Source organism: Desulfatitalea alkaliphila, from assembly GCF_022968795.1.
GTDB classification, from domain to species: Bacteria; Desulfobacterota; Desulfobacteria; order Desulfobacterales; family Desulfosarcinaceae; genus Desulfatitalea; species Desulfatitalea alkaliphila.
The window spans coordinates 24,746-49,780 of the sequence record NZ_JALJRB010000015.1 but is presented as its reverse complement, the minus strand read 5'-3'; the positions used below and the strand labels follow the sequence as shown (position 1 = coordinate 49,780).

Annotated in this window: 22 protein-coding genes; 14 read left to right on the top strand and 8 right to left on the bottom strand. The window is 61.6% G+C overall.

Features of this window, described 5'->3' with window-relative positions:
* The first annotated feature begins 32 nt into the window (after window positions 1-32).
* From MRX98_RS13505 to MRX98_RS13480, 6 genes are read left to right on the top strand one after another with little or no spacing between them, the layout of a single operon-like run.
* Window positions 33-1,031 (top strand): radical SAM protein, encoded by a 999-nt coding sequence (locus MRX98_RS13505; protein ID WP_246909772.1) that lies wholly within the window; start codon window positions 33-35, stop codon window positions 1,029-1,031.
* Between the two features lie 60 nt (window positions 1,032-1,091).
* The gene (locus tag MRX98_RS13500; RefSeq protein WP_246909769.1) at window positions 1,092-2,342 is read left to right on the top strand and encodes a beta-ketoacyl-[acyl-carrier-protein] synthase family protein; all 1,251 of its coding nucleotides are present in this window, start codon (window positions 1,092-1,094) and stop codon (window positions 2,340-2,342) included.
* Window positions 2,339-3,604: a beta-ketoacyl-[acyl-carrier-protein] synthase family protein gene (locus MRX98_RS13495; protein ID WP_246909757.1), complete on the top strand. Its 1,266-nt coding sequence runs from the start codon at window positions 2,339-2,341 to the stop codon at window positions 3,602-3,604. Before MRX98_RS13500 ends, MRX98_RS13495 begins: the two co-directional genes overlap by 4 nt.
* Window positions 3,605-4,090: an acyl-CoA thioesterase gene (locus MRX98_RS13490; RefSeq protein ID WP_246909743.1), complete on the top strand. Its 486-nt coding sequence runs from the start codon at window positions 3,605-3,607 to the stop codon at window positions 4,088-4,090.
* Window positions 4,069-4,950, top strand: coding sequence for a polyketide synthase dehydratase domain-containing protein (locus tag MRX98_RS13485; RefSeq protein ID WP_246909740.1), 882 nt, complete (start codon window positions 4,069-4,071; stop codon window positions 4,948-4,950). Before MRX98_RS13490 ends, MRX98_RS13485 begins: the two co-directional genes overlap by 22 nt.
* Before the next feature lie 11 nt (window positions 4,951-4,961).
* Window positions 4,962-5,600, top strand: a complete 639-nt coding sequence (locus tag MRX98_RS13480; RefSeq protein ID WP_246909725.1) for a glycerol-3-phosphate acyltransferase — start codon at window positions 4,962-4,964, stop codon at window positions 5,598-5,600.
* A 68-nt stretch (window positions 5,601-5,668) separates the two neighbouring features.
* Here the strand turns inward: MRX98_RS13480 and MRX98_RS13475 are convergent, their stop codons facing one another.
* Window positions 5,669-6,760 carry a radical SAM protein gene (locus MRX98_RS13475; protein WP_246909722.1) on the bottom strand — a complete coding sequence of 364 codons (1,092 nt, stop codon included), beginning with the start codon at window positions 6,758-6,760 and terminating at the stop codon, window positions 5,669-5,671.
* A 205-nt stretch (window positions 6,761-6,965) separates the two neighbouring features.
* On the opposite strand from MRX98_RS13475, the gene MRX98_RS13470 reads away from it, so the two are divergent.
* Complete coding sequence (locus MRX98_RS13470) at window positions 6,966-8,390, top strand: AMP-binding protein (protein WP_246909718.1); 1,425 nt, start codon at window positions 6,966-6,968, stop codon at window positions 8,388-8,390.
* A 27-nt stretch (window positions 8,391-8,417) separates the two neighbouring features.
* Here the strand turns inward: MRX98_RS13470 and MRX98_RS13465 are convergent, their stop codons facing one another.
* Both MRX98_RS13465 and MRX98_RS13460 read right to left on the bottom strand, forming a co-directional pair.
* Window positions 8,418-9,686 (bottom strand): MFS transporter, encoded by a 1,269-nt coding sequence (locus MRX98_RS13465; protein ID WP_246909715.1) that lies wholly within the window; start codon window positions 9,684-9,686, stop codon window positions 8,418-8,420.
* A gap of 62 nt (window positions 9,687-9,748) precedes the next feature.
* Window positions 9,749-10,315 carry a DUF2889 domain-containing protein gene (locus MRX98_RS13460; RefSeq protein ID WP_246909702.1) on the bottom strand — a complete coding sequence of 189 codons (567 nt, stop codon included), beginning with the start codon at window positions 10,313-10,315 and terminating at the stop codon, window positions 9,749-9,751.
* A gap of 230 nt (window positions 10,316-10,545) precedes the next feature.
* Between MRX98_RS13460 and MRX98_RS13455 the strand changes: the two genes are divergently transcribed.
* Complete coding sequence (locus tag MRX98_RS13455; RefSeq protein ID WP_246909700.1) at window positions 10,546-12,144, top strand: sensor histidine kinase; 1,599 nt, start codon at window positions 10,546-10,548, stop codon at window positions 12,142-12,144.
* Window positions 12,134-13,525, top strand: a complete 1,392-nt coding sequence (locus MRX98_RS13450; protein ID WP_246909695.1) for a sigma-54-dependent transcriptional regulator — start codon at window positions 12,134-12,136, stop codon at window positions 13,523-13,525. The genes MRX98_RS13455 and MRX98_RS13450 overlap by 11 nt, the downstream gene beginning before the upstream one ends.
* Before the next feature lie 9 nt (window positions 13,526-13,534).
* Here MRX98_RS13450 and MRX98_RS13445 read toward each other — a convergent pair whose 3' ends face one another.
* Together MRX98_RS13445 and MRX98_RS13440 are read right to left on the bottom strand one after the other, a co-directional pair.
* Window positions 13,535-14,317 carry an ADP-ribosylglycohydrolase family protein gene (locus MRX98_RS13445; RefSeq protein ID WP_246909692.1) on the bottom strand — a complete coding sequence of 261 codons (783 nt, stop codon included), beginning with the start codon at window positions 14,315-14,317 and terminating at the stop codon, window positions 13,535-13,537.
* Window positions 14,318-14,320: 3 nt separating this feature from the next.
* Entirely contained in the window at window positions 14,321-15,052 is a 732-nt protein-coding gene (locus tag MRX98_RS13440) for a class I SAM-dependent methyltransferase (protein ID WP_246909689.1), read from the bottom strand.
* Window positions 15,053-15,303: 251 nt separating this feature from the next.
* On the opposite strand from MRX98_RS13440, the gene MRX98_RS13435 reads away from it, so the two are divergent.
* Window positions 15,304-15,843, top strand: coding sequence for an HD domain-containing protein (locus MRX98_RS13435; protein ID WP_246909680.1), 540 nt, complete (start codon window positions 15,304-15,306; stop codon window positions 15,841-15,843).
* A 4-nt stretch (window positions 15,844-15,847) separates the two neighbouring features.
* Here the strand turns inward: MRX98_RS13435 and MRX98_RS13430 are convergent, their stop codons facing one another.
* Window positions 15,848-17,287 (bottom strand): sigma-54 interaction domain-containing protein, encoded by a 1,440-nt coding sequence (locus MRX98_RS13430; protein ID WP_246909678.1) that lies wholly within the window; start codon window positions 17,285-17,287, stop codon window positions 15,848-15,850.
* Window positions 17,288-17,633: 346 nt separating this feature from the next.
* Window positions 17,634-18,428, bottom strand: a complete 795-nt coding sequence (locus MRX98_RS13425; protein WP_246909653.1) for an SDR family NAD(P)-dependent oxidoreductase — start codon at window positions 18,426-18,428, stop codon at window positions 17,634-17,636.
* Between the two features lie 279 nt (window positions 18,429-18,707).
* Here MRX98_RS13425 and MRX98_RS13420 point away from each other — a divergent pair, with 279 nt between their 5' ends.
* The 4 genes from MRX98_RS13420 (at window position 18,708) to MRX98_RS13405 (ending at window position 24,324) form a co-directional block, all read left to right on the top strand.
* Window positions 18,708-20,711: an acyl CoA:acetate/3-ketoacid CoA transferase gene (locus MRX98_RS13420; RefSeq protein WP_246909644.1), complete on the top strand. Its 2,004-nt coding sequence runs from the start codon at window positions 18,708-18,710 to the stop codon at window positions 20,709-20,711.
* A 572-nt stretch (window positions 20,712-21,283) separates the two neighbouring features.
* Window positions 21,284-22,381, top strand: coding sequence for a TRAP transporter substrate-binding protein (locus MRX98_RS13415; protein ID WP_246909642.1), 1,098 nt, complete (start codon window positions 21,284-21,286; stop codon window positions 22,379-22,381).
* A gap of 108 nt (window positions 22,382-22,489) precedes the next feature.
* On the top strand, window positions 22,490-23,005 hold the full coding sequence (locus MRX98_RS13410; RefSeq protein ID WP_246909640.1) for a TRAP transporter small permease subunit: 516 nt from the start codon (window positions 22,490-22,492) through the stop codon (window positions 23,003-23,005).
* A complete protein-coding gene (locus MRX98_RS13405) occupies window positions 23,002-24,324 on the top strand; it encodes a TRAP transporter large permease (protein WP_246909633.1) in 1,323 nt (440 codons plus the stop codon). The genes MRX98_RS13410 and MRX98_RS13405 overlap by 4 nt, the downstream gene beginning before the upstream one ends.
* A gap of 43 nt (window positions 24,325-24,367) precedes the next feature.
* On the opposite strand, the gene MRX98_RS13400 is transcribed toward MRX98_RS13405, so the two are convergent.
* A complete protein-coding gene (locus MRX98_RS13400) occupies window positions 24,368-24,982 on the bottom strand; it encodes a DUF1287 domain-containing protein (protein WP_246909632.1) in 615 nt (204 codons plus the stop codon).
* Between the last annotated feature and the right edge of the window lie 53 nt (window positions 24,983-25,035).

Below are 25,035 nucleotides of genomic sequence, written 5' to 3'. Positions count from 1 at the left end.
TGCCTGTATTTGTTATGTGAGGAAATGCCATCATGAAGACCGTCAGCTCGCTGCTGGATGAACATTGGTATGCACGCTACAAGAAGATTTCCAAGCTCAACATCCGCAGCTCCATCTACGACGTGACCAATCGTTGCAATCTGCGCTGCAAGGGCTGCTTTTTCTTTTCATCCGGCGAACACGAGGCCGCCCCGGAGGAGATGGACCTTCACCGTTGGGAGACCTTCATCGACAAGGAGATGGAACGGGGGGTCAACCTGGCCATCCTGATCGGCGGCGAGCCCACCCTCTGTCTGGACCGGGTGGAGGCGTTTTACAAAAGATTGCCCACTTTTTGCGCCACCAACGGCTTGATCAAGGTGCCCCGGGACCGTTTTCCCGACATGATGATCGGCATCTCCTTGTGGGGCGACGAGGCGGCCGAAAAGCTGCTGCGCGGCAAGGACACCTTCGCCGTTTCGAGTCGCCATTACGCCGGCGATCCTTACGTCTACTACCTGTACACCATCACGCCGCGGCAGATCGGCCAGACCGAGCGCATCATCCGTAAAATCCGCGATGTGGGGCTCAAGGTGCACATGCAGCTGCTTTCCAACGACGAAGGGGTGGACGGCTTCTCCTGGCAGCCGGAGGAGCTGAGCACCATCCGGCAGGAGATGGACGCCATGCTGGACGCCTATCCCGACACGGTCATCTCCTCCAAATACTACCACGAGATCATCACCACCGGCCGCATGCTGGGGCGGCCCTTCGGCTGGATGGAGTGCCCTTCGGTGACCCAACCCCTGGATCACCGCAATCCGCAGCCCCGGCGCCTGACCAACTTCATCCGCTGGGCTTCCGATTTGCAGACCATGCACCGCTGCTGCACCTCCGAGACCCGCGACTGCACCACCTGCAAGGACGGGGCGGCCCACATGAGCTGGGTGATGGTCAACAAGCGGTCCCATATGCGCTCGACCAAGGATTTGCAGAACTGGATCGAGGTTTACGAAATGTTCGCCAAGCTCTACCAGTTCATCCCATGGTAGGGAGGATGCCGATGATTCGGTCGCTTTTCGCAAGCGATCTTTCGGTCGGCAGTTGACTTTATGGACGCCAAAAGTGCGGTCATCATCGGCTATGATGCGATATCGCCCCTGGGGATCGACCTGGAGGCCCAGTGGCAGGCCGCCCTGGCCGGCCGAAGCGGTGTCGGTCCGCTGACCCGGTTCGCTCCCGGAGACGATTTTCCGGTGCGCATCGCCGGCCAGGCGCCCGACATCGATCATCTGGCCTATCCCTTTCTCAAGCCCAGGGAGCAGGCGCGCTGGCCGTCGCCCATCTTCAAGTATGCCTTGCTGACGGTGCAGCGGGCCTTGGAACGATGCGGCCTGGAGATCACCCCCGAATTGGCGCCGCGAACGGCCATCACCTACAGTTCGGCCGTGGGCGGCTTGGATACGGTGCTGGCCGCCGACCGTAAATTGGCGGCCCACGGCACTCTGCCCTTGCCGTGTGTCAATCCCAATGCCTGCATCAACATGGTGACCGGCAAGGTCTCCATGCACACCGGTGCCACGGGCCCCATCATCAGCACCATCACCGCCTGCGCCACCGGGGTCAGTTCCATGATCACCGGCGCCATGCTGCTGGCCCAGGACCAGGCCGATGTGGTGTTGTGCGGCGCGGTGGATTTCGCCCTTGTGGAACCCATCGTGGCCGGTTTCGCCACCATGGGCGGCGCCTATGTGCCCAAGCCGGGACAACCCGAGGAATCGCCGGCCCTGGCCAGTCGGCCCTTTTCACTTCATCGGCGCGGGTTTGTGATCGCCGAGGGAGCCGGGTGCATTATCCTGGCGCGCAGCGACTTCGCCCGGGCCCAAGGCTTGGCTCACGACGTGGCCGTCGCCGGCTGGGGCATGAGTTCCGATGCCCACCATTTCGTGGCGCCCCACTTGCCCACGGTGCAGCGTTGCATCCAGCAGAGCATTGTGCGGGCCGGCATAGCGCCGACAGACGTGGACGCCGTCAACGCCCATGCCGCCTCCACGCGGGTGGGGGACAAGGTGGAGTTCGATGCCCTGCGGGCGGTTTTCGGCAAGGCCATGCCGCCGGTGACCGCCAACAAGTCTTTGATCGGGCATGCCATGGGGGCCTCCAGCGCCATCGAATCCATCTTCGCCTTTTTGGGGCTGCGCGACGGGGTGCTGCCGCCCACCATCAACCACCAACCCGACCCGGAACTGCCCATCGATTGCGTGGCCGAAGGCCGACGCAAGGTGGACCAGACCCATGTGCTCAAAAACGCCTTCGGTTTCGGAGGCTGCAACGCTTGTATCGTCTTTGAGAAGGTTCAATGAAAGCACCACTGAATCGCAAAGTTTACGTCGTCGGCTACGATGCCGCCACGGCACTGGGCAGCACCTTCGAGAGTACCTGGCAACGCGCCCTGCGCGGCGAGGCCGGGTTCCGGCGCGTGACCCGCTGTCAGACCACCTCCCGCAGCAATGTGGTGGGCGAAATTCCGGACTGGGACCCTTTGGCCGACGGCCATATCGAAACGCGAGAGGCCCGCAACTGGAACGCCGATTTTGTATTTCTGACCATGGTGCTGTGCCGGCGCGCCCTGGCCGATGCCGGCCTGGTCATGGACGATGAGACCGCGCCGCGCACCGCCTGCCTGATCGGATCGGCCCTCAACGGCAGCGATGCCCTGCGCATTGCCATCCAGAATTACACCCGCCACGGCGCCACCAAAGTGAGTCCCTATCTGTTGCCCAATTTGTGCGCCAATCTACCGGCGGGCAAGGCGGGTATGCAGTTGGGTTTCACCGGCCCCATCTTTTCGCCCCAGGGGGCCTGCGCATCGGGCAACCATGCCATCGCCCTGGGGGCGCGCATGATCCGTGACGGCGATTGCGATTTTGTCATCGCCGGCGGGGTGGAAACCTGCCTGATCCCCGAGATCATTCAAGGCTTCGCCAACATGTGGGCCACCATCAAGGTCGAGCCGGGCGATCGCGCCCATGGGGATCCTGCCCAGGCCTCCCGGCCCTACAGCATCGATCGCAAGGGGTTCGTGTTGGCCGAGGGCGCGGGCGCGCTGGTGCTGGCAGCCGAAGAGCGTGTCAAAACCCTGGGGTTGACCCCCAAGGCCGAAGTGGTGGGGGTGGGATGGTCCTCCGACGCACATCATTTCACCCTGCCCCACAAGCCCACCATCATCCGGGCCATGGCCGAAGCCATCGACGATGCCGGTTTGACGGCCGCGGACATTCCCCACGTCAATGCCCACGGCACCTCCACACCCAAAGGGGACAAGGTGGAGGTGGAATGTTTGCGCGCCATTTTCGGCAACGATTTGCAGCGGGTGACGGTGACCGCCAACAAATCCCAGATCGGCCACACCCTGGGCGCCGCGGCGGCCATCGAAGCGGCGCTCGGCATCGAGGCCATGCGGCGGGGCATCCTGCTGCCCACCGCCAACCACATCCCCGATCCCGATCTGGCCGATGTGGATGTGGTACCCAACGCGGCGCGGCGGCACACCTACGAGCATTTTCTGTCCAACGCCTTCGGCTTCGGCGGCACCAACTGCTGCATCGTTTTCCGGGGGGTTTGAATGCGACCCAAACCCTTCGTGCCCCGACCCCTTGACGACGCGGCGTTCCAATCCTGTGTGTGCGACGACACCACCGGCCTGGTCTGGCACCGCTGCCGTTTGCGCACCCTCTATGCCGACACCGACCGCTCCCAGGTGGTGTACCATGCCAACTACCTGCGCTATTTCGAATTTGGCCGCGCCTCGCTGATGCGCGAGGCGGCCTATCCGTACCGGGAGATCGAAGAGAGCGGTTTTGTCTACCCCATCATCTCCACCGGCATCGACTACTACCGGCCGCTGCGCTACGATGACGCCATGCTCATTCACACCCGTCCCGGTCCCATGGAACGGGTCAAGTTGCGTTTCGACTACATTATCACCCACCAGGAGAGCGGCGATATCGTCTGCATCGGCTTCACCAAGCACTGCGCGGTGAACGCCAAGGGCACGCCGGTGGCCGTCGACCCCAAAACGGTGCGCCTGTGGGAGATTTTCCCCAAATAGGCGCCGGCGAACGCCGGTTGCTGAATCTGAAAACCGAGGCCTGCTGGTCGGACCACCGCTTCCAGGAGCGGGCCGTGCTGCCCGCGGTGGAAGCCTTGCAGGTGCTGGCCGATGTGTGCCGGTCGGTTCGCCCTGAATTGAACCTGCACCGCATGGGCGCTGCCCGTTTCGATAAATTCCTGGCATTGCCGCCCGATGGCGGTGCAATAGCAGCCTACTGCGATCTGTCGACATTGCCGGGCGGCGGTTTGCGCGCCGCCCTGCTCAGCCGCATCCAAGCCGGCGCGGCGCGCATTCGGCGCATGGTGACCCACGCGCAGGTCGTTTTTATGCCCGACGACGGTTCGGGGTCGGCCGAACCGTTTGCGCCGCCGGCGCGTGCGACAGGTGCAACCTTCAGCGTCGATCCGGTCCGGCTGTACGAAGCGTTGGTGCCCTTCGGCCCTGCCTACCGTAATATCGTTGAACCCCTGGTGCTCGATGCCGGCGCTGCCCGGGCCGTGATCCAGGCGCCGACCCACGCGGGCGTCGCCGGCAGTCTCGGTTCACCCTTCGTGCTGGACGCCGCCTTTCATGCCGCCTGTGTGTGGGCACAGCGGTTCGCGGGGGTGGTGGCGTTTCCCGTGGGTTTTGCCCAACGGCACATCGCGACCCCCACTCGGCCGGGGCAGCGCTATCTGGCGCAGGTGGTGTGGGTGGGACGGGAGGGGGGCACCTTGCTGTTCGATCTGAAGATCACCGATGCCCGGGACCGGCATTATGAAGTGCTGCGCGGCGTGGCCATGCGGGATGTGAGCGGTGGCCGTTGGGTGCCGCCGGCATGGGTGCGCCGGGGCATTCCCGCCGAAGATCAGGGATAGGTGCCACACCCATGCCATTCAATGATTTGACCAGCGCATCGTTGTCCGCAACCGTTTTTTTGTTGGGCCTGCTTTTGGCGTACCTGGCCGGATCGGTCAATTTCGCCATCGTGCTGTTCCGTTTGCTCGGATGGGAGGACCCTCGCAGCCGCTACAGCGGCAATCCCGGCGTCTCCAATGTCTATCGTCAAGCCGGCTGGCCGTTGGCCGCACTGGTGCTGCTGCTGGATGTGGGGCGCGCCGTGGCCGTGGGCTTGCTGGCCGCCCACCATTGGCCCGCCACTTTGGTGCCCTGGGCCGGCTGGGCCCTGGTGATGGGCACCCGCTATCCATGGTGCCACCGCTTTCGGGGCGGCAAAGGCGTGGCCAACTACATCGGTTTCTGCGGTGCCCTGATGCCTTGGGTCACCCTTGCGGCCTTGGGGATCTATTTATTGGTTTTCGCCCTGTGGCGCCGTTCTTTCATCGGCTCATTCGGTCTGTTGGCCGTATTGGCCGCCGGCGGGCTGATCCATTGGTGGGGGGATGGGGTGGGAATGGGCGCCGTGGTGCTGACCGTGGCGATGATCGTGTGGTTTCACCACGGCAATATAAGGGCTTGGCGGCAAGCCGCCGCGCCATCCGTTGTCGATAGGGACGGTTCGGAGTAGACAGCCACCGAAGAGGCGTTTGGCGCCGCCCTTGTTTTCCGGTTCGGATTCGCTACGGCAAGCGACCGTTACACGGCAGACCGCTTCTGCGGGACCGCGGATGCGCACTGCAGCTTCTGAGTGCGGCAGTTACGCCAGCACAGGGGGTCGGAGGCCAGATAGTCGCCTGTGAGCTGGTAGGCGGCGCCGCGGCAGCCATAACACTCTTCGGCGCGGTCGCAGTCGTGACAAGGCCCTTTGATGGTGTGGCGGTGGTCTTTCAGATCCTTGAGCACCTGGCTTTCGGCCAGAATCCTGGTCAACGGTTGTTGGCGGATGTTGCCCAACGGGATGGTCACCCCCACGCAGGGCATCACATACCCTTGCGCATTGACCAGGCAGGAGAATTTGTGGCGCATGCATTTATTGCCCACCAGTGGGGGCTGGATCTCCCACTCCTGGCCGAACAGGCGCCGGTCCATGTCGGCGATATCCTGAAAAAAGCGTTCCAGCTCCAGGGGATCCACCATGAGCCAATCGTTGTGGCGGGCGTTGGCCTGGGGTGTAATAATCTCGAAATAGGGGGCGATACCCTGCTCCCGCAGCCACTGCCACATACCGGGCAACTCGTCGATGTTCTGTGGGCAGATGATGGAGCTGACCGCCAGGAAGTGTTCGGCGGAAGGATAGCCGGCCGACTTGAGGTGCTCCAGGGCGTCGTGGATGATCCGGTGGGCTCCCGGCAGGCCGGAAAGGCGATCCTGCAGCTCCGCATCGAAGCTGTTCATCTTCATCACCACCCGCACCTGCATCGCATGCAACTGTCGGGCAAACTCGGCGGTGATGCCGCTGCCGTTGGAGAAAATTTCCACCTCCAGCTCATGGCCCCGCATGAAGCGGATCAGTTCCAGGGTGTGGGGATAAATGGTAGGCTCCCCACCCAGAATGATGATCTTGCGTGCGCCCAGGGCCTTGGCTTGCAGAATGGTGTCCCTGATTTCGTCCAGACAGAGCTCGTTTTTCAGCTGGTCTTCCCGGGGCACATAGCAATAGGGGCAGCGAAAATTGCAGCGCAGGCTGAACTCGATCTCCATGGAGAGCAGCCGGCCCCGGCGGACCGCCTCTTTGATATCTTCAGGGGAAAACTCGAAATTGCTAATGGGTGCTGGATGTCGATTCACGATGACCTGTTCTGTGGGTTATTTTGGAACGTGGTACAACCTCATATAAATATATAGGCGCGGCTTTGGTGTCAAGGGGCGAATCGGCGATAAGTGCTGCCGGTCGGAAAGTGCGTAAGTTGTCAAATCCATCCCCTGCGTGTTATGGCTCCATTTTTCGGATTTTATGCCTGTTGGTTATGGCCATGCGAATGGAGAGACGCTTTTGAGTGCAGCGACACATCTTGTCAGGAGCGAAGCGGAATTGAACCGCTGGATGGGGCGACTGTTGGCGGATCCGGACGAGGGGGCATCCCATTTTGTCATCGGCCGTACCCGCTATGCGGATTTGTACGCCATGGCCGGCTGTTTGCTGGCCGAATGGGATGCCATGGGCCGGGCGCCGCTGGTTTGCCTGTGTGCGGAAGACAAGGCGGTGGTGGCCGCCGCTTTGTTGGCTTCATTGGCGGGCGGCCCGGCGCTGGTGCTGCCCTACAGCCTGTCGCCCGGCGTGCTGGCGGAGGTGCGGGTTGTGACCGGATTCGATCATGCGGTGGTGGATGGACCGCGCCCGTTGCCGGACGGCGTGACGGCGCTGCATCCCACGCCCGCCGAGAGCTGTTGGCCGCCGGCGATGGCGCTGATACCGAAGCGCACCTCGGACGAGTGGGTGCGACTGTTCACCGGCGGCTCCACCGGCACTCCTTCCATGTGGACCAAGACGGTACGCAACCTGCTGGCCGAATCCATCGCCATTGTGGAACATTACCGCATCACCGCGGCGGATCGCATGGTGGCCACCGTCAGCCCCAATCATATCTACGGTCTGCTTTACGCGATCCTGGCGCCGTTGTTGGCCCGGGCCGCGGTGGCCGGCCCGGCGCCCTCCTTTCCTGCGGAGATCGAGGCGGTGGTCGATGATGTCGATGCCACGATCTTGATCAGTGTGCCGGCCCACTACCGGGCCTTGAACGGGCACCCTTGGCAGCCCCGCCGCCTGCGACTGGCCTTTTCCTCGGCCGGCATGTTGGCCGAGGTGGATGCCCACGCCTTTCATGCCCAAACCGGCGTCAGGGTGGCGGAAATTTACGGCTCCACCGAAACCGGCGGGATCGCTGCGCGGGTGCGGGCCGATGGCGAAACCGATTTCAAACCCTATGAGACGGTGGCCGTGCGCATCATCGATGAGCGGTTGGAGGTGCGATCCGACTATCTGTCGCCGGGGTTGGTTGACGCCCGCACTGGATCTTTCACCATGGGCGACCGGGCCGCGGCCGCCGCCGGTGGGCGTTTTCGCCTGTTGGGCAGGGCGGACGGGATCGTCAAGGTGGGCGGCAAGCGGGTGGACCTGGAAGCCGTGCGCCAGGCGCTAAAACAACAGCCCGGTGTGCGCGAGGCACTGGTGCTGGCCTTGCCGGTGGGGCGCGCCCGGGAGAATCAGATCATGGCTCTGGTGGAAGGGGAGGCAACGGTCGTCGATCTGAACCGGGCCTTGGCCGAGACATTGGACCCCTATGCCCGTCCGCGGGGGATCAAGGTGGTGGATCACATACCCCTGACCGCTGCCGGTAAATATGACCGCCACACCATCGAGGCGCTGTTCAACGCCAACGAAGATCCGGCGCCGGTCGATGACAGCCAAAGCGCTTAAATCCATTGCGGGCCGTCAAACAATCGTTCAAGTCGTGCGGCCGCTGACTTCCGGTCCTTGTGATCGAGGTCGGCCCGCCATGAAAAAGGCCGCGATGGCGACGAGGTAGGCGATGGTGAAGCCCATCAAGGCCAGACGGTAATCCCCCAACAAGTCGAAGATCACGCCGGACAGGTAGGTGCCCGCGGCGCCGCCGATGGCGTTGGCCACCCAGATCACACCGAGTAGAAAACCGAAGGACCGCAAGCCGTAGTAATGACCCACCACCAGGGGCATCAACACCACGATGCCGCCCATGCTGAAGCCGAAGATGACGGCATAGAACCAGACCATGGCCTTGGCCGGGACATACAGCAGCAACGTCAATGCTATGGCTTGCAGGCCGAAGCAGAGCAGGGTCACATAGCGGAAAGGCCACGACTCGGAGATGCGGCCGAACCCCAGCTTGCCCAATCCGCCGACGCCGGCCGTCAGTCCCAAAGCCGCGGCGGCCGCCGCCTCGGAAACCCCGATGTCCATCAAAAGCGGCACCTGGTGTTGCAGCACCCCCATCTGGGCCATGGGCGCCAGCAAAAAGGCGCCGAAGATGAGCCAGAAGGAGCGGCTGCGCAGGGCGCTTTCGGCCGTCCATCCGCTGAACAAAGCGTCGGCGGCCGCTGCGCCCGTCGCTGGATCGGGATGCGGTTCGGGCTGGTTGTCGGGCCGCAAGCCCATCTCGGCAGGATGGTCCTTGATCACCAGGTGGATGATCGGTACCCCCACAGCCCACACTATCAGTCCCATCACCCAAAAGGCGGTTTTCCAGCCGTAAGCCGCCGTGATCAGGCCCACACCGGGCGCCAGCAGGAAGCCGCCGGCCGATATGCCCACCAGGGCGAAGCCGATAGCGGTCCCCCGTCGGCGGTCGAACCAGTTGGAGAGCAGGCTGCTGACCGGGATGACCCCGATGCCGCAGACGGCGGCCGCCAGCAGGGCGTAGACGGTGTAAAAATACCACAATGACCGGGTTTGGCTGACCAGCATAAAACAGGCGCCGGCCAGCACGGCGCAGATCCGCATCACCCGCTTGGGTCCGAATCGCTGGATCAACCGGCCCAAGGGAGGGCCGGCCAGCCCGCCGACGATCAGGTAGATGGACATGGTCAGGGAGATGGCCGCCCGGTCCCAGCCGAATTCGCTTTCGATGGGACGGATGAAGATGCTGAAGGAGTAAAACCCGGCACCGGCGAACAGCAGGCAGAGCAGAAAGCAGGCCGCGACGATGTACCATCCATAGAAAAGGCGTTGTTTGGGCATTTGTTACGGTTGTTCCGAAGGCATGGCGGCGTGCGGGGGCGACCGGCGCGAGCCCTGTGGGGTTAAGCGTTGTTTTGCTTGCCGCGTCCCGCCAACCGCAGCAGCCGTTGCACCAGGGGGCCGTCCGAGCGCCAGATGTGGCATGTGTCGATCACCGCGCGCAAGCTTTTCATGGGGTAGGTGCCGCCCGGCGGGGGTTGGCGCGACATGGCGGCATAGGCCCCCTGCACGGCGGCCGAAGCCATGGCCCGTGCCAGGGCCACGAGATGGGCGCAGCCGCTGCCGCCACCGATGCGTTGGTGCACCCGGGCGGTGAAACCGCCGGTGATGCGCTCGCCTTTGAGGGGCGCCACCGAAGCCAGCGCCTCGCGGCACTCCGTGTTGGGCACCGTGGTCATTTGCGCCTCGATATCTTCGATGACCAAACCGGATCCGGCGATCACCATGCGCAAGGTCATGTCGTGCACGATGCCCGGTGGCCGGTGATCGCCGAACAAGTTGTGGGAAGGAAAAAACCGCTCGTCCACCAAGCGGCCTTCCAGCACGATGGCATCCGCCCGGTAGCCGTAGGATGTCATTTGGAGGTTGCGGGTGTGCAACTTTTCATATGCGTCGGGATTGAAATCCATCCGTTGCCTCATCGCTGTTCTTTCTTCCTCCGGGTCAGCTTAACAGAATCGGCGGGAGGGGGCAATTGCGGGCATGAAAGCACGCAAGTGCCACTGCCCGGTCGGTGGCGGCCGGCTGCGCCGGCGGGCGATGGATCGCCCATTGCTTTATTAAGTAGGAAGTGCTATCGTTCCAAGAAGTTATCTTGGCATATGCCCCTCTCTTCCATGGCCATACGGAGTGATTGCCCTTGCGTGGTTTTCGAAGCAAGATCGCATTGTATGTGGCTTTTCTGCTGCTGTTGTCGGCCCTGCTCGCCGACATCCTTGCGGTGCTGTTCGCCCAGGGGGTGCTGGTGCGGGACCACCTGTCCCAACAGCGTCGGCGCATGGAGGCCATCAGTCGGCTGATCACGACGCCACCCTTTGCATCCGATGAACACCCCCCCGCCGCACGCGCCTTTGCCGCTTCGGATATGTTGCGGGCCGAAGAGTGGTCGGCCTTGCTGCTGGTGGACGAAAAGGGGCAGACCCTTTTCGAGCGAACCGGGGAGGTGTATGGCGATGTACTGTTGCAGCGGGCCGCCGCCACCGCCCTGCGTGACGGCAGCGCGACCACCGAGCGGCTCGGGAGCACCTGGGCCGTTTTCTGGTGGCATCCCAGCGCTGCCTTGATCGCCGTTCCCATGCCGGACGAGGGCCGTGGCCGATTCGCCATGGCGGCCGTCGTGCCCCTTACGCCACTGTACGACGCCCTGCGGCAGTACAACAAACCGGTATTGATCATGATTCTGTTCAACACGACGGTGCTGTGCCTCGCGGGCATCTACCGCATTTTCCGCATTTACTTGCGTCCCATCGACCGGATCGTGCGCCAGGCCGACGCCTATGACGACCAGGACGATATGTTTTTCACCTTCCGGCGCGAAGACAGCGAGTTGAACCGGCTTTCGTCGGCTCTGAACCGGATGCTCAAGCGGATCGCCGAGGACCGGGAGGCTTTGACCCGGACCGTCGCCCGCCTCGAACAATCCAATGCCGAATTGCAGTTGGCACAGAAGGAAATCATCCGTTCCGAGAAGATGGCCGCCGTGGGGCGCCTGGCGGCGGGTATCGCCCACGAGATCGGCAATCCCATCGGCATCGTGCTCGGCTATCTCGACCTGCTCAAACGGCCCGATCTGGAACCGGCGGAGCACGACGATTTCGCCCGACGGGCCGAAGATGAAATTCAACGCATCAACACCATCATCACACAACTGCTGGACTTGGCCCGGCCCAAGGAGAGCGGCGCCCACCATGTGTCGGCCCACGCGGTGATCGAAGATCTGGCGGCGGTCATGGCCCACCAGCCCATGATGGCCGAAATCCAACTGCAGACCCGGCTGGCGGCGGTTGACGACGGCCTTTGGGTCAACGGCGATCAATTGCGCCAGGTGCTGCTCAACCTGCTGATCAATGCGGCCGACGCCATTCAGGAGGTCGACGGACAGCGGGAAGCCGGCCGGATCGTCATCGCCACGACGGCAACGGACGGCAATAACCATGACGGCCTCGATCGCTGGTTGACCATCGCCGTCGAGGACAACGGGGCCGGGATTTCCGCCGATCAATTGGATGTCGTCTTCGACCCCTTTTACTCCACCAAACCCCCGGGCCGGGGCACCGGTTTGGGATTGGCCGTCAGCTACATGATCGTCGAACAGATGGGCGGCACCATCACCGTGGAGAGTCCAGCGGGCCGGGGCACCGTTCTGGCCCTGCGACTGCCCCTGGCCCGACCCGGCGGGCCGCCGCAATTACCGCAGGGATACGGCAGCACCAGCGAGGGGGACCCCCATGCAGGATGATTCCGGCGGGCCCTCCCGCATCCTTGTGGTGGATGACGAAGAGAACATGCGGCACATGCTGGCCAGCATGCTCAAGCGGGATGGCTACGAAGTGACCACCGCCACCGACGGTCAGGCGGCATTGGACCATCTGGCGGCCCACGCCGCCGATTATGTGCTCTGCGACATCAAGATGCCCGGCATGGACGGCATGACCTTCTTGAAGACCATTCAGTCCGCCGACCCGGCACCCACCATCATCATGATGTCGGCCTACGGCACCATCGATCTGGCGGTCGAAGCCATGCGCCGTGGCGCTTACGATTTCATCTCCAAGCCCTTCAAAAGCGACGAAGTGCGGCTGGCCATCAGGAAAGCCGAAGAGCGGGACCGGCTCAAGCGAGAGAATCAGCACTATTTGGCCCAGATCCGGCGCATGGAAGAACGCTTTCGGTTCGGCAATCTGGTGGCCAAGAGCAGCGCGATGCGACGGGTGTTCGAGTTGGCCGCCAAGGTGGCGCCCTACGACACCACTTTGCTGGTGTTGGGAGAATCGGGCACCGGCAAGGAGCTGATGGCCCGGGCCATTCACCATGCGAGTCCGCGTTCGCGTAAACCCCTGGTGCCCGTCAATTGCGGCGGGATTCCGGAAGCGTTGCTGGAAAGTGAACTTTTCGGCCACGTGAAAGGCGCCTTCACCGGCGCCGACCGCTCCCGCAAGGGGCTGTTCGAAGAGGCGCACGGCGGTACCATCTTTCTGGACGAGGTGGGGGAGATGCCGGTGGCGCTGCAAGTCAAGCTGCTGCGGGTGTTGCAAGAGAGCGAAGTGCGGCCGGTGGGCCAGACCCAAAGCCGCACGGTGGATGTGCGCGTCATCGCCGCCACCTCCCGCGACTTGATGCAGATGGTGGCCGACGGTACTTTCCGCGAAGATCTTTACTACCGTCTCAACGTGGTCAGCATCGATCTGCCGCCGTTGCGGGAACGGGGCGAAGATATCCCGCTGCTCTGCCGCCATTTCATCGAGCAGTTCAACGCTTCTCTCGGTCGCGCGGTCCAATCCATCGCGCCGGCGGCCATGGCCCGCTTGTTGCGCCACGGCTGGCCGGGCAACGTGCGGGAGTTGGAAAACGTCATCGAAAGGGCCATGGTGCTTTCCGACGGCGAACAGCTTCGCGAACGCCATTTCGATCTGCCCGCCTGCCGCGCCGCGGCACCACGGGAAGGGACGTTCGCCTTCGAGGGCTACTCCATCAAACAGGCGCAGCGCATCATGGAGAAGGAGATGATCATCAAGGCCCTCACAGCCACCGAAGGCAACCGCACCCATGCGGCCCGTCTTCTGGAAATAAGCCACCCTTCTTTGCTCAGCAAAATGAAGCTATACGGGGTTACTCTTTAAAGCACGCTTTCAATCCTGCTGCCGCTGCACAAAACGTCGGTAAAACTGTTCCGTGATGATCCAAAGGTCGGGGGTGAGGCGGTGCTTCACCCTTTCCAGCAGTTCCGGTGCCACGGGCCCGAAGTAGGCTTCGGCGATGGCGCCGGCAATACACGCCAGGGTGTCGCTGTCGCCGCCCAGGGAGACGGCGTTGCGTACCGTATCCTCGTAGGAATCCGCTTCCAGAAAGGCGATCAGCGCTTCGGGCACCGTGCCTTGGCACGACACGTCGAAATCGTAGGCGGGCCGGATGGCGTCCAGGTTGCGGTCCAGATCGTAACCGAAGCGTTGGCTGATTTTGGTTTTGATCAGCGCCTTGTCGCCGGTGGTGCGGGCCAGGAAGACCGCCAGGGCAGCCGCTTGGGCGCCTTTGATGCCTTCGGGATGGTTGTGGGTCACCTCCGCTGTGCGGGCCGCCTCTTCTAAAACAGTGGCCGCATCGTCGAAGGCCCAGCCCACGGGGCTGACCCGCATGGCGGCGCCGTTGCCCCAACTGTTGTAAGGCGGCGCCGCATCGGTGAGCAGCCAGCGGATGAAGCTGCCGCCGTAGCCCGCATGGGGGTGGCGACGGCCGATCTCCCTGAACCAGCGGCCATAATCCCGGTCCGTGAGGATGGCTTGGGCCGCGGCGACAGTGAGCACCGTGTCGTCCGTGAAGCGGCAACGGGGATGGAAAAGGGGGAAGGTTTTGGTTTTGATGGGGTTGGCTTCGTAAATGGAGCCGATGATGTCGCCGGCGATGGCGCCGATCATATGTCACCTCCCGTCATGTGTCGCGTGGGGCTTTTGCATCAACACCACGTTGGCTGCCGGAAATGCGCAGTGCCAGGCCAGCCGGCGGGCGATGTCCGCCAGGGTGCGTTTGCGGTAAAAAACAACATGGGTCGGATCGCGGCGGTAATGCCAATTGGCGAACCGTTCAGGGTCCGTTACAAAACAGGTCATCAGACCCAACCAGCCGCCCGGCTTGAGCAGTCGGTCGAAGCGCTCGAACTCTTCCCGCGGCCGGTGGAAGTGTTCGGCGGTTTCGGTGCAGGTGATGAAGTCGTAGCACAGCGTCAGTGCTTCAGGGTCGGGGTGAAAGTACAGGTCGTACAAACGCACCCGATGGCCGGCTTCGCGCAGCATGCATGCCAGGGCCGGTCCGGGGCCGCAGCCGAAATCGAGTCCGAGTCGGTTTGGCGATAGGCGCTCGAGCAACGGGTCGACCAGTTGCGCCAGGAATTGCCGATACCGGGGATCGTCCGGGTCGTTGCGGTGCTGGCGGTAGCGCTCGAAGGAGGCCGCGGCCGACAACCGCTGGTCCGGATGGAGAAAAATCGCGCCGCACGCGTGGCAGCTTCTGTAGGTTTGCGTCTCCACCTTCTGGAAAAAGCGCGCGGATCGTCGGCCGCAGACGATGCAGGTGTGCCGGGGCGTTCCGGATGGCGGCGCGACAGTCCCTTGGGTGGTTGCCGGGGGCGGCCGGTTTTCATTCATACGGTGCATGGCGCCGCCCGTCGGTGTGCGCGATCTTAGCCGGTTTGACCTGTCGATGGGGTTCCCATAAGATGAACATGCCCGTTGGATAACAAAGATCAAGAGGCGGAACAAGGGGCAAGGCACCATATTCCGACATACGAGGGGGAAGGCCGGATCAGCGCCATCGGGTTTCGGCGCCGGGGGCAAGTCATCAGGGCCACCGGGGCGGCTCCGGGTGCGGCCGCTGTGCTCCCATTCAAACCATGAAAGGAAACGCCATGGAACCGACTCGACACCACCCTGTCATCGATGCGCTTTTCGAGCAGTGGCGTGAGCCGCTGGGGGATGCTTTCTTGCCTTACCGCAATCATGTGTACCGCGTGTTCCACATGGCGGTGCGGCTGGGCGGGGTTAGAGGGGAAGACATGGAGAAAACGGCCCTGGCGGCCGCCTTTCACGACATCGGGATTTGGCTGGCGGGGACATTCGACTACCTGCAACCGTCCGTGAGCCACCTGGAGGCCTATCTGCAGCAAACGGGTCGCGTGGGGTGGCGAACAGAAATTGAAGCCATGATTCTGCAACACCACAAGGTGACGCCTTGGCAAGGTCCCGCCCGTCACCTCGTGGAGCCCTTTCGACGGGCTGACTGGCTGGATGTGTGCCTCTTCGCTCTGCCCACCCGCTTGCCGCGAGCCTGGTTGGCGGAGCTGCGCGCGGTGTTTCCGCGCCTGGGGTTTCATGCCCTGTTGATACGCTTGGGTCTGCACTGGGGCCTGCGCTATCCCTTGCGGCCGCTGCCCATGATGCGGTGGTGACGGGTCAGATTTCCATTCCCAATTGTTTCATGCGGCGGTAGAGCAGGGTGCGGTGAATGGAGAGCATCTTGGCCGCCTTGGCCTTGTTGTTGTCACAGGCCTTGAGCGCGGCCTGGATCGCCTTGATTTCGGCGTCCTGGACGGTCTTTTTGAGGGGGGAAACCGCCATGGGGTGGGAGGGACAGGCCCGGGTGAGCAGGTGCAGGGGCAGATCCCCGGGGTGAATGGTGTCGTTGTCCAGGGTCGCCATGGTTCTTTGCAGAATATGGCGCAGCTCACGGCTGTTGCCGGGCCAGGGGTAGGCCTTGAGCACCTTTTCGGTTTCCGGCGCCAGGGTCGGGGTGGCAATGGACCACTCCTCCGCCAGGTCGTTGAGAAAAAAACGGGCCTGGGGCAGAATGTCGTCGGGCCGCTCGCGCAGTGGCGGTATGTGGATATTGAACACGTTGAGCCGATAGTAAAGATCCGAGCGGAAGCGACGCTCTTCCACCATGGCTTCCAAGTTGCGGTTGGTGGCGGCGACCAGCCGAAAATCGGAGTGTACCGGTGCGGTGCCCCCCACCATGTCGAACTCTTTCTCTTCCAGGACGCGGAGCAGTTTGGGCTGAATGGCGGGCGGCAGGTCGCCGATCTCGTCCAAGAAGAGGGTGCCCTGATGGGCCATGTGGAATTTGCCGCGTTTGCCGCTGGACTTGGCGCCCGTGAAGGCGCCTTTTTCGTAGCCGAACAGCTCCGACTCCAGCAACTCGGCGGGAATGGCCGAGGCGTTGATGCGCACGAAGGGTTTGAGGCGGCGCGGGCCGGCGTTGTGAATGGCTTGGGCATACAACTCCTTGCCGCAACCCGATTCCCCCGTGATCAGCACGGTCAGGTTGTTGGCCGCGGCGCGGAACACCAACTGTTTCAACCGCTGTTGGCTTTCGCTGTCGCCGATGATGCTTTCCACAGTGTAGCGCGTCTGGCGCAGGGCGCGCAGCTCCTTTTCATAAATTTCCACCTTGGATTCCAGCAATTTGAGCTTGTTGCCCAGCTTGTGAAAATCCTGGATGCAATGGAACATGACCAGCCCGAAGACCGCCAGCTTACGGCCCTCTTTGATAATGGGAATCCGCTGCACCACGATGTTCTCGCCTTGAATCAGCATGGCGGCGTTGATTTCCGCCTGGCCTGTTTTGCCGACGATGTGCATGCGCGAAGTGGCGATCACCTCGGTGCAGTGGCGTCCGATCTGGGCTTGCTGGTCGAGTCCCAGAAATCGGGAATAGGGTTTGTTGATGAAGATGACGTAACCGTCGGGATCGGTGATCAGAACACCGTTGGGAAACTGATCGAGAAACAGCCCGACCGTGTGGGGGTCTTGAAACAGCTCCTTCATCGTGACACGGGCCTTGTTCGGCGGGTCTCCGGAAGGGACCGCGGTTTTGTGAACGGCTGTTTTACCCATGGCTTTTCCCGTACGGCGTTCGGTTTCGGGTATCATCAAATGTTACATACAACAAATGAATGATATCCAGTCCGACGGGAGGCGTCAAGATGGGTGCTGCCGGCCCTATTATATAGGGCAGTTTTAAGTTTTAAGTTTTAAGTGTTAAGTTAAGGCATTCTGTCGATTGATGGGGGGCAGTGCGCGATGATTCAGCAATGCCCACCGATGAATAAGACACTGCAGCACGTCGCTTGAAAGAAGGACAAGCCGATATTTCCATATCATCTGCACCCCCCGGCAAACCAATTTCTCACTTCCTTATATTGTGTGGATAACCGCATTATTTAGGGTCGATACGTATGGTTTACCCCCGTGAGCCGAGTCGCAGGCCGCCGTGGATGAAATAGACGTCTCCGGCCAGTGCTTCGTTGCGGTACAGTTCCAAAACGAGGGAAACCACCTCTTCGGGTTCGATCAGCCGTCCGATGGGCACATCGGCCAGAATTTTCTCCAGGGCCCGTTGGTCCATTCCCTTGACCATGGGGGTGCCCACATAACCCGGCGCCACGGCCGCGCAGCGGATTTGAGCGGACAGACCGCGGCGGAACAGCTCCGCCGTAATCACCTTGGGAAAGACCGACATGGCGGCTTTGGTGGAGGCGTAGTTCAACTGCCCCGCGGTGCCCAGGGAGCCGGTGGAGGAGATGGTGCAGATCAATCCTTTGCACTGGTGGTTGATCATCCGTTCGGTGCATTCGCGGATGGTGAGGAACACCCCTTTGAGATTGATGTCGATCACGGACTGGAAATCGGCCAGGCTCATTTTGCCTTTGACCTTGCCGGTCTGGCGGTCGGTGGCCACCATCAGACCGTCGCGAATGATGCCGGCAAAGGGCGCTACCAGGTGAATGCCGCCGAAGGCTTCGATGGCCCGGTCCGCCAGGCGGGCGCAATCCGCTTCCTGGGTGATGTCGCACGCCACTGTTTCCACCTGCCCGCCGGCCGCCCGGAGTTCCTCTTGGGTGCGGGCCAACGGCTCGGGCGCCACATCCGCCAGGACCACCTTGCCGCCATTGCCGATCCACGCCTGTGCCAGGGATTTGCCGATGCCGCCGGCGCCGCCGGTAATGACGGCCACTGCATCACGAATGTCCAGCATGATCTCCTCCTGTGAGCGCGGCCTGTGGCGGCCGCCGTATCTGATGATGGGGTTCATGAAGTGACAAAAATAGACTTGCAAAGGCGGTGCCGTTATTTCGAAGCCTTTTGCTGAAAAGGTCGAATGCACTTCCCCCACCGTTGCCGTCGGCATAGGCACCATTCTTGCTGCTTGGTTTCGGAAAAGGGCTGCAGGCGATGGCATCACTGCTATTGCTCGGCAACCGCAACGTCCGTTTTCAGTGCAATCGCTTTTCAGCGGCAGACAAGGAGGCGTGGGATGGATCAGGATAAAAAGCAGGTGCAATCCGAACGCACCCATCCGGTCGTAAAGGACATGACGACCCAGATATCGAGAAAAAGCAAAGTGGTATCCGGTGAGGATGCGGTGGGGCTGATCAACAGCGGTGACACCATCGCCACCAGCGGGTTTGTGGGTACCGGCTTTCCCGAGCACATCGCCATTTGCCTCGAGGAGCGGTTTCTCAACAGCGGTGCACCCGGCGACCTGACCCTGGTGTACGCCGCCGGCCAGGGCGACGGCCAGGAGCGCGGCCTGAACCATTGGGGCCACGACGGCATGGTCAAGCGCGTGGTGGGCGGGCATTGGGGCCTGGTGCCCAAACTGCAGAAACTGGCTGTTGAAGGGCGGATCGAGGCCTACAATTTTCCCCAGGGGGTCATTTCGCACCTCTACCGGGACATCGCCGCCGGCAAGCCCGGCACCGTCACCCATGTGGGGCTGGATACCTTCGTGGATCCGCGTTTCGGCGGTGGCCGGCTCAATGCCAAGACCACCGATGAGCTGGTGGAACGGATCACCTTGGGCGGACGGGAGTGGCTGTTTTACAAGGCGTTTCCCATTCACGTGGCCATTTTGCGGGGCACGACGGCGGACCTGGAAGGCAACATCACCATGGAGAAGGAGGCCTTGACCCTGGATGGTCTGGCCATGGCCCAGGCGGCCAAGAATTCCGGCGGATTCGTCATCGCCCAGGTGGAGCGCGTGGCCGACCATGGGGCCTTACAGGCGCGGGACGTGATCGTTCCCGGGATTCTGGTGGATTGCGTGGTGGTGGCCGCACCCGAACGCCATTGGCAAACCTTCGGTACCCCCTACAACCCGGCCTTCAGCGGCGAAATCCGCATTCCGCTGCAATCCCTGCCACCCATGAAAATGGGAGAACGCAAAATCATCGCCCGGCGCGCCGCCTTCGAGCTGCAGGCCAACGACATCGTCAACCTGGGCATCGGCATGCCGGAGGGCGTGGCCGAAGTGTCCAACGAGGAGCGGATCATGGACCTGCTCACCATGACCGCCGAGCCCGGCATCATCGGCGGCGTGCCGGCCGGCGGCCTCGACTTCGGTTCCGGTACCAACATCACCAGCCTGGTTCCCCAGAACAGCCAGTTTGACTTCTACGATGGTGGTGGACTGGACGTGGCTTTCCTCGGGCTGGCCCAGGCCGATAAAGAGGGCAATCTCAACGTGAGCAAGTTCGGTCCGCGGCTGGCCGGTGCCGGTGGCTTCATCAACATCAGCCAGAATGCCAAGAAGGTGGTCTTTGTGGGCACCTTCACTGCCGGTGGCCTGCGCGTGGCGGTGGACAACGGGCAGTTGCGCATTGAGCAGGAGGGCAAGGCGCGCAAATTCGTCGACCAGGTGGAGCACCGCACCTACAGCGGCCCCTATGCCTTGCAAAAGGGCCAATCGGCCCTCTACATAACTGAGCGGTGCGTGTTCCGGCTCACCGAAAAGGGCATGGAGTTGACCGAGATCGCACCGGGCGTGGACCTGGAGCGCGATATCCTGTCCCGCATGGGGTTTGCGCCGGTGGTGGCCGATCCTTTGCAGACCATGGATGCCCGCATTTTCCGGCCCGCGCCCATGGGGCTGCGCGAGCAGATGGTGGTGCTGCCCCTGGCCAGCCGGCTGAGTTACGATCCAGAAGCCAATCAATTTTTTGTCAATTTCGAGGCCTTGTCCATCAAGCAGAAGCATGAGATTCAGGAAATTCGTAACTTGGTGGAATCCATGCTCAAACCCCTCGACAAAAAGGTGTACACCATTGTAAACTACGACAATTTCCACATTCGCGAGGATCTGGTGGATGAATACACCGCCATGGTGAAATATTTGATGGATCGCTACTACGCCAATACCACCCGTTTCACCACCAGCGCCTTTTTGCGCAAGAAACTGGGCGACGCCCTGGCTAAGCGGCAAGTCGCGCCCCATATCTACGAAACGCACAAGGATGCCGAGCAGGCGCTCAAGCACTGATTTCCCCTCTTCCGGTGTGTAGACTGAATAGAACATGTCGCCGTTTTAGAACAGCCCGGGCAATGTCCAGTGGATGCAGGCCTTTAAAATGAATGAAGGCGATTCAATAACGGTGTTTCAATTGATGTTATGCCCTTCGAATCCGCAGTCATTTTGCGGGGTTTTTGAGATAAAGGCAATATTAACAGGCCGATATGATCTATCGCAGGGCCATCTAAAAAAACGACGAACGTGTGTAGACCATTTAGAACACTTGGCCGTCCACCGACAGGACTGTGGGCGGTGCCGTATGCCCACGCAACCGGTCCGTGTTGTTTCAAGGGGCAAAAGGGAAGGCGGGGAGTCTTTTCGCCCGGATAGTGAAAGGGGAATTGACCCGCATGGGAGATTGTCCAATGCGCTGGTCTGCAAGTTGCATCAACCGCTGGAATATGACGGGGTGTTTTGTATCGGGGGTTTCGACGCCGTTGGTGGCGAACAGGCACACCCGGCATTGGCATAACCGGTAATCGCTCATCTTCAGACGGGGTTTTCCCCGACGCAACAAACCAAAACAAGGGGAGGCAAAGCAATTGAAAACAAAACGATTGATTACAGGCTTGATTGTCACACTGATGGTGTTTCCGCTGTTGCTCGCCGGTTGCGGTGAAAAGGCGGCGGAGCAGCCCGGTGCCGTCGTCGATCCGCTGCCCAAGGTGAACTGGACCTTGCAGACCACCTGGGCCCAGGGATGGTTGCTGCACCAGATGGCAGAGGATATGGCCAAGCGGGTGGAGCAGATGAGCGGCGGCAATTTCAAAATCGACGTTCTGCCGGCCGGCGCCGTGGTGGGCGGCTTGGAAGTGCTGGACGCCACCTCCACCGGCACCATCGACGCCTACCACAGTTGGCCCGGCTACTGGATGAGCAAGCACCCCTCGGCGCCCTTCTTCGCTTCCATTCCCATGTCGCTGGAGCCGTTGATGCACACTACCTGGCTCTACGCCTACGGCGGCAAGGAGTTGATGCAGGAGATGTACGACGAGATCGGCGCCAACGTCTATTCCATTCCCGGTGGCGTGACCCATCCGGAGTTGTTGGCCCACTCCAACAAGCCGTTGGAGACATTGGAAGATTTCGTGGGACTGAAATATCGTGCACCGGGCTGGTGGGGAGAGATCCTCAAAGGTATGGGGGTGTCGGTCACCATGCTGCCGGGTACCGAGCTTTACCCCTCTTTGGAGCGCGGCATCCTGGATGCCACCGAGTTCAGCAGCCCCATCGTGAACCGGCAGCAGGGGTTCCACGAGGTGACCAAGTATGTGGCCGGCCCCGGCATGCATCAACCCACTTGCTACTTCGAATTCGGCTTCAACAAGCAGAAGTACGACGCACTGCCCGAGATTTACAAGCAGATGCTGCAATCCGCGGCCATGGCAACCACGCTGTGGAGTTGGACCCAGGATATCGTTCTGGGTTTCGAGACCTTCGAGTTTTGGAAATCCCGCGACAAGGTGTTTACCCGCGTGTCCGACGAGGCCCAGCGCGCATTCCGCACAAAGGCCTGGGACTGGCTGGACAACGACGTGGCGGCCAAGAACAACGCCCACTACACCAAGACCTGGAATTCGGTCAAGGAGTTCTGGGATAAATTCGTCGACTACGAGCACTTCATGATCCCCGTGCGGTAATTGCCCTTCGGCGGGCGGCATCCCGCATGGGGTGCCGCCCTGCGGCCACGGTGGATGAGTCGAGCGCTTGCGAGGAACGGGAAACAACAAAGGCAAAGGAGTGCGCCCATGGTTGCGCTGAAGGGGTTGATGAAGGCGATCAACAAATGCAACGAATATATCGCCAAGGGGTTTTCCTTTCTGATCTTCCTGCTCATCCTCACTTTGAGCTACGAGGTCGTGGCCCGGTATGCTTTCAATCAGCCGACGCAATGGAGTTTCGACGCCACCTATTTTCTCTCCAGTCTCGTGCTGGTGCTGGGAATGGGTTACACTTGGCAGATCGGCGGCCATGTGAGCGTCGACCTGATTACCAATAAAATGCCGCGGCGGGTCAATGCGGCCCTGAAGGTGATCTTCATTGTCACGCTTTTCTATTTGTGCTGGTTCCAGATTTTTCGGGTGATGCTGCCCCATCTGCAAAACTCCTGGGCTTTGAAGGAGCGTTCCATGACCGGTTTCATGCCCCCCATCTATCCTTATAAGACATGGATTTTCGCCGGTGTTGTACTCTTGTTGCTGCAAGGGGTGGTGGAGATCGTCAAGGAGTTGCATGTGTTGATCAAAGGAGAGGAGCCCCGATGAGCGTAGAACTGATCACCCTGTTAATGCTGTCGTCCTTGATCGCCGTGGTGCTGATGGGTTTTCCCATCGGCTTCTCCCTGGCGGGCATCGCCACCATCTTCGGCTTTCTGTTCATCGGGCCCCAGGTGGCCAATGTCTTCATGTTGCGCCTCTATGTGGTGTTCGCCGACTACATCCTCATCGCCATCCCTCTGTTTGTCTTCATGGGCATCGTCATCGAACGGTCCGGTGTCGCCACGCGTCTGTACGACACCATGTATGTGCTGCTGGGGCGATTGCGGGGCGGCCTGGCCATCGCAACGGTGCTCACCTGCACCATCTTCGCCGCCGCCACCGGCGTGGTGGGCGCCACGGTGGTCACCATGGGCATCATGTCCATGCCGGCCATGATGAAATACAATTACAGCAAGCCGCTGGCCTCCGGCGCCATTTGTGCCGGCGGCGCCCTGGGCATTCTGATACCGCCCAGCATTCTGATCCTGGTCTACGCGCCGGTGGCCAACGTGTCGGTGGGAGCGCTGCTGATCGGGGCCTTCATCCCCGGCTTGGTGTTGGCGGGGTTGTATGTGCTTTACATCGCCGTCGTCTGTTTCATCAAACCGGCCATGGGTCCCGCCATCGCGCCCAGCGAGATCAAGGTCACCATCTTTCAGAAAACCAAGATGTTTCTGACATCGGTGTTCCCGGTCTGCCTGCTGATTCTGGCGGTGCTGGGTTCCATCTTCTTCGGCTTGGCCGCACCCACCGAGGCCGCGGCCATCGGCGCCTTGGCCGCGGTGATCATGGCGGCCTTCTACAAAGCCCTGCGCCTGGGGGTTCTCAAGGAAGCGGCGATTCGCACCATGACCACCTCGGCCATGGTCTATCTGGTGGTGATCGGCGCCTCCTTTTTCACCAGCGTCTTCATGCGCCTGGGCTGCGGCAAAGTGGTGGAGAGCCTGGTATTGGGGCTGCCCTTCGGGAAATGGGGCATCCTGATCTGCATGTGGGCCATCATCATCGTCATGGGCGCCTTCCTGGACTGGATCGGCATCGTCATGATCGTGGTGCCGCTCTTTTCCCCCATTGCCATTACGCTGGGTTTCGACCCCATCTGGTTCGCCATCATGAACATCGTGGTGCTGCAGACCTCCTTTCTGACACCGCCTTTTGCCTACACCATCTTTTATCTGAAGGGGATCGCGCCGGAGGAGGTGACCCTGGCGCACATCTACCAAGGCGTCATCCCCTTTCTGCTGCTCATGCTGGTGGCCGTGCTGCTCTTTTCGCTCTTCCCCCAGATCATCATGTTCGCCCCGAAGGCGGCCGGGTTGATATAGCAGGCTGAAGCAGCATCATGAAAAGGACGCGTGGCGTCGGCAATCACCATTCGTGATAGCGGTAGTGCCCCGTGATCGGGTAGGCGAAAAGCACATCCTCGAGCTCGGGGCCGCGGCCGATATTGTGGACGATCAGACGGCGCCGTCCATCGGGTGACGGCTGATCCGTCACCAGGCCGATGTGGGGCAGGTTGCCCGGCAGACGCCAGGTGACCATATCCCCCGGCTGGTAATCTTCCGCAATATCACTGACCGCAAGCTGGGCGCCGCGTCGGCGAAAATAGGTTTGCAGATTGGGCACGCGGCGGTGATCGATGTTGGGATCCGGGCGCGAGAGGCCCCAATTCGGGGGATAGGCATCGAAAGCCGCTTTCATGTCCAGATGCACCCGTTCCTGAAGATCCACGCCCACCGCACGGTAGGCTCGAATGATCACATCGGTGCAAACCCCGATGTGGGCCGGCACGTCGCCACCGGGGTAAGGGATGCGCCGGTAGGACCCGTCGTAGGTCACCCGTGTTTTTGTCTGGGCCACGGCGGCGCGGATGAGCAGCGATGTACGATCCACGTCCGGTTCCGGGACCGGTTCGTCGGCAAGGCACAACAGGGCGGCCGTTAAAACCAGCAGCAATGCCGTAATCAGCTTCAGCCTCTTCATCCGATTTCACCTCCCATGACAGGTTGCGCACAGATGCCGGTTATCAGGAAACC

What these genes read in the sequence shown, in the direction of transcription:
- MRX98_RS13500 (WP_246909769.1), top strand. Translation starts at nt 1,092, where the DNA reads ATGGACGCCAAAAGTGCGGTCATCATCGGCTATGATGCGATATCGCCC.
- MRX98_RS13420 (WP_246909644.1), top strand. Translation starts at nt 18,708, where the DNA reads ATGGATCAGGATAAAAAGCAGGTGCAATCCGAACGCACCCATCCGGTC.
- MRX98_RS13430 (WP_246909678.1), bottom strand. Translation starts at nt 17,287, where the DNA reads ATGGGTAAAACAGCCGTTCACAAAACCGCGGTCCCTTCCGGAGACCCG.
- MRX98_RS13435 (WP_246909680.1), top strand. Translation starts at nt 15,304, where the DNA reads ATGGAACCGACTCGACACCACCCTGTCATCGATGCGCTTTTCGAGCAG.
- MRX98_RS13460 (WP_246909702.1), bottom strand. Translation starts at nt 10,315, where the DNA reads ATGGATTTCAATCCCGACGCATATGAAAAGTTGCACACCCGCAACCTC.
- MRX98_RS13425 (WP_246909653.1), bottom strand. Translation starts at nt 18,428, where the DNA reads ATGCTGGACATTCGTGATGCAGTGGCCGTCATTACCGGCGGCGCCGGC.
- MRX98_RS13405 (WP_246909633.1), top strand. Translation starts at nt 23,002, where the DNA reads ATGAGCGTAGAACTGATCACCCTGTTAATGCTGTCGTCCTTGATCGCC.
- MRX98_RS13400 (WP_246909632.1), bottom strand. Translation starts at nt 24,982, where the DNA reads ATGAAGAGGCTGAAGCTGATTACGGCATTGCTGCTGGTTTTAACGGCC.
- MRX98_RS13450 (WP_246909695.1), top strand. Translation starts at nt 12,134, where the DNA reads ATGCAGGATGATTCCGGCGGGCCCTCCCGCATCCTTGTGGTGGATGAC.
- MRX98_RS13465 (WP_246909715.1), bottom strand. Translation starts at nt 9,686, where the DNA reads ATGCCCAAACAACGCCTTTTCTATGGATGGTACATCGTCGCGGCCTGC.
- MRX98_RS13410 (WP_246909640.1), top strand. Translation starts at nt 22,490, where the DNA reads ATGGTTGCGCTGAAGGGGTTGATGAAGGCGATCAACAAATGCAACGAA.
- MRX98_RS13490 (WP_246909743.1), top strand. Translation starts at nt 3,605, where the DNA reads ATGCGACCCAAACCCTTCGTGCCCCGACCCCTTGACGACGCGGCGTTC.
- MRX98_RS13505 (WP_246909772.1), top strand. Translation starts at nt 33, where the DNA reads ATGAAGACCGTCAGCTCGCTGCTGGATGAACATTGGTATGCACGCTAC.
- MRX98_RS13440 (WP_246909689.1), bottom strand. Translation starts at nt 15,052, where the DNA reads ATGCACCGTATGAATGAAAACCGGCCGCCCCCGGCAACCACCCAAGGG.
- MRX98_RS13445 (WP_246909692.1), bottom strand. Translation starts at nt 14,317, where the DNA reads ATGATCGGCGCCATCGCCGGCGACATCATCGGCTCCATTTACGAAGCC.
- MRX98_RS13480 (WP_246909725.1), top strand. Translation starts at nt 4,962, where the DNA reads ATGCCATTCAATGATTTGACCAGCGCATCGTTGTCCGCAACCGTTTTT.
- MRX98_RS13495 (WP_246909757.1), top strand. Translation starts at nt 2,339, where the DNA reads ATGAAAGCACCACTGAATCGCAAAGTTTACGTCGTCGGCTACGATGCC.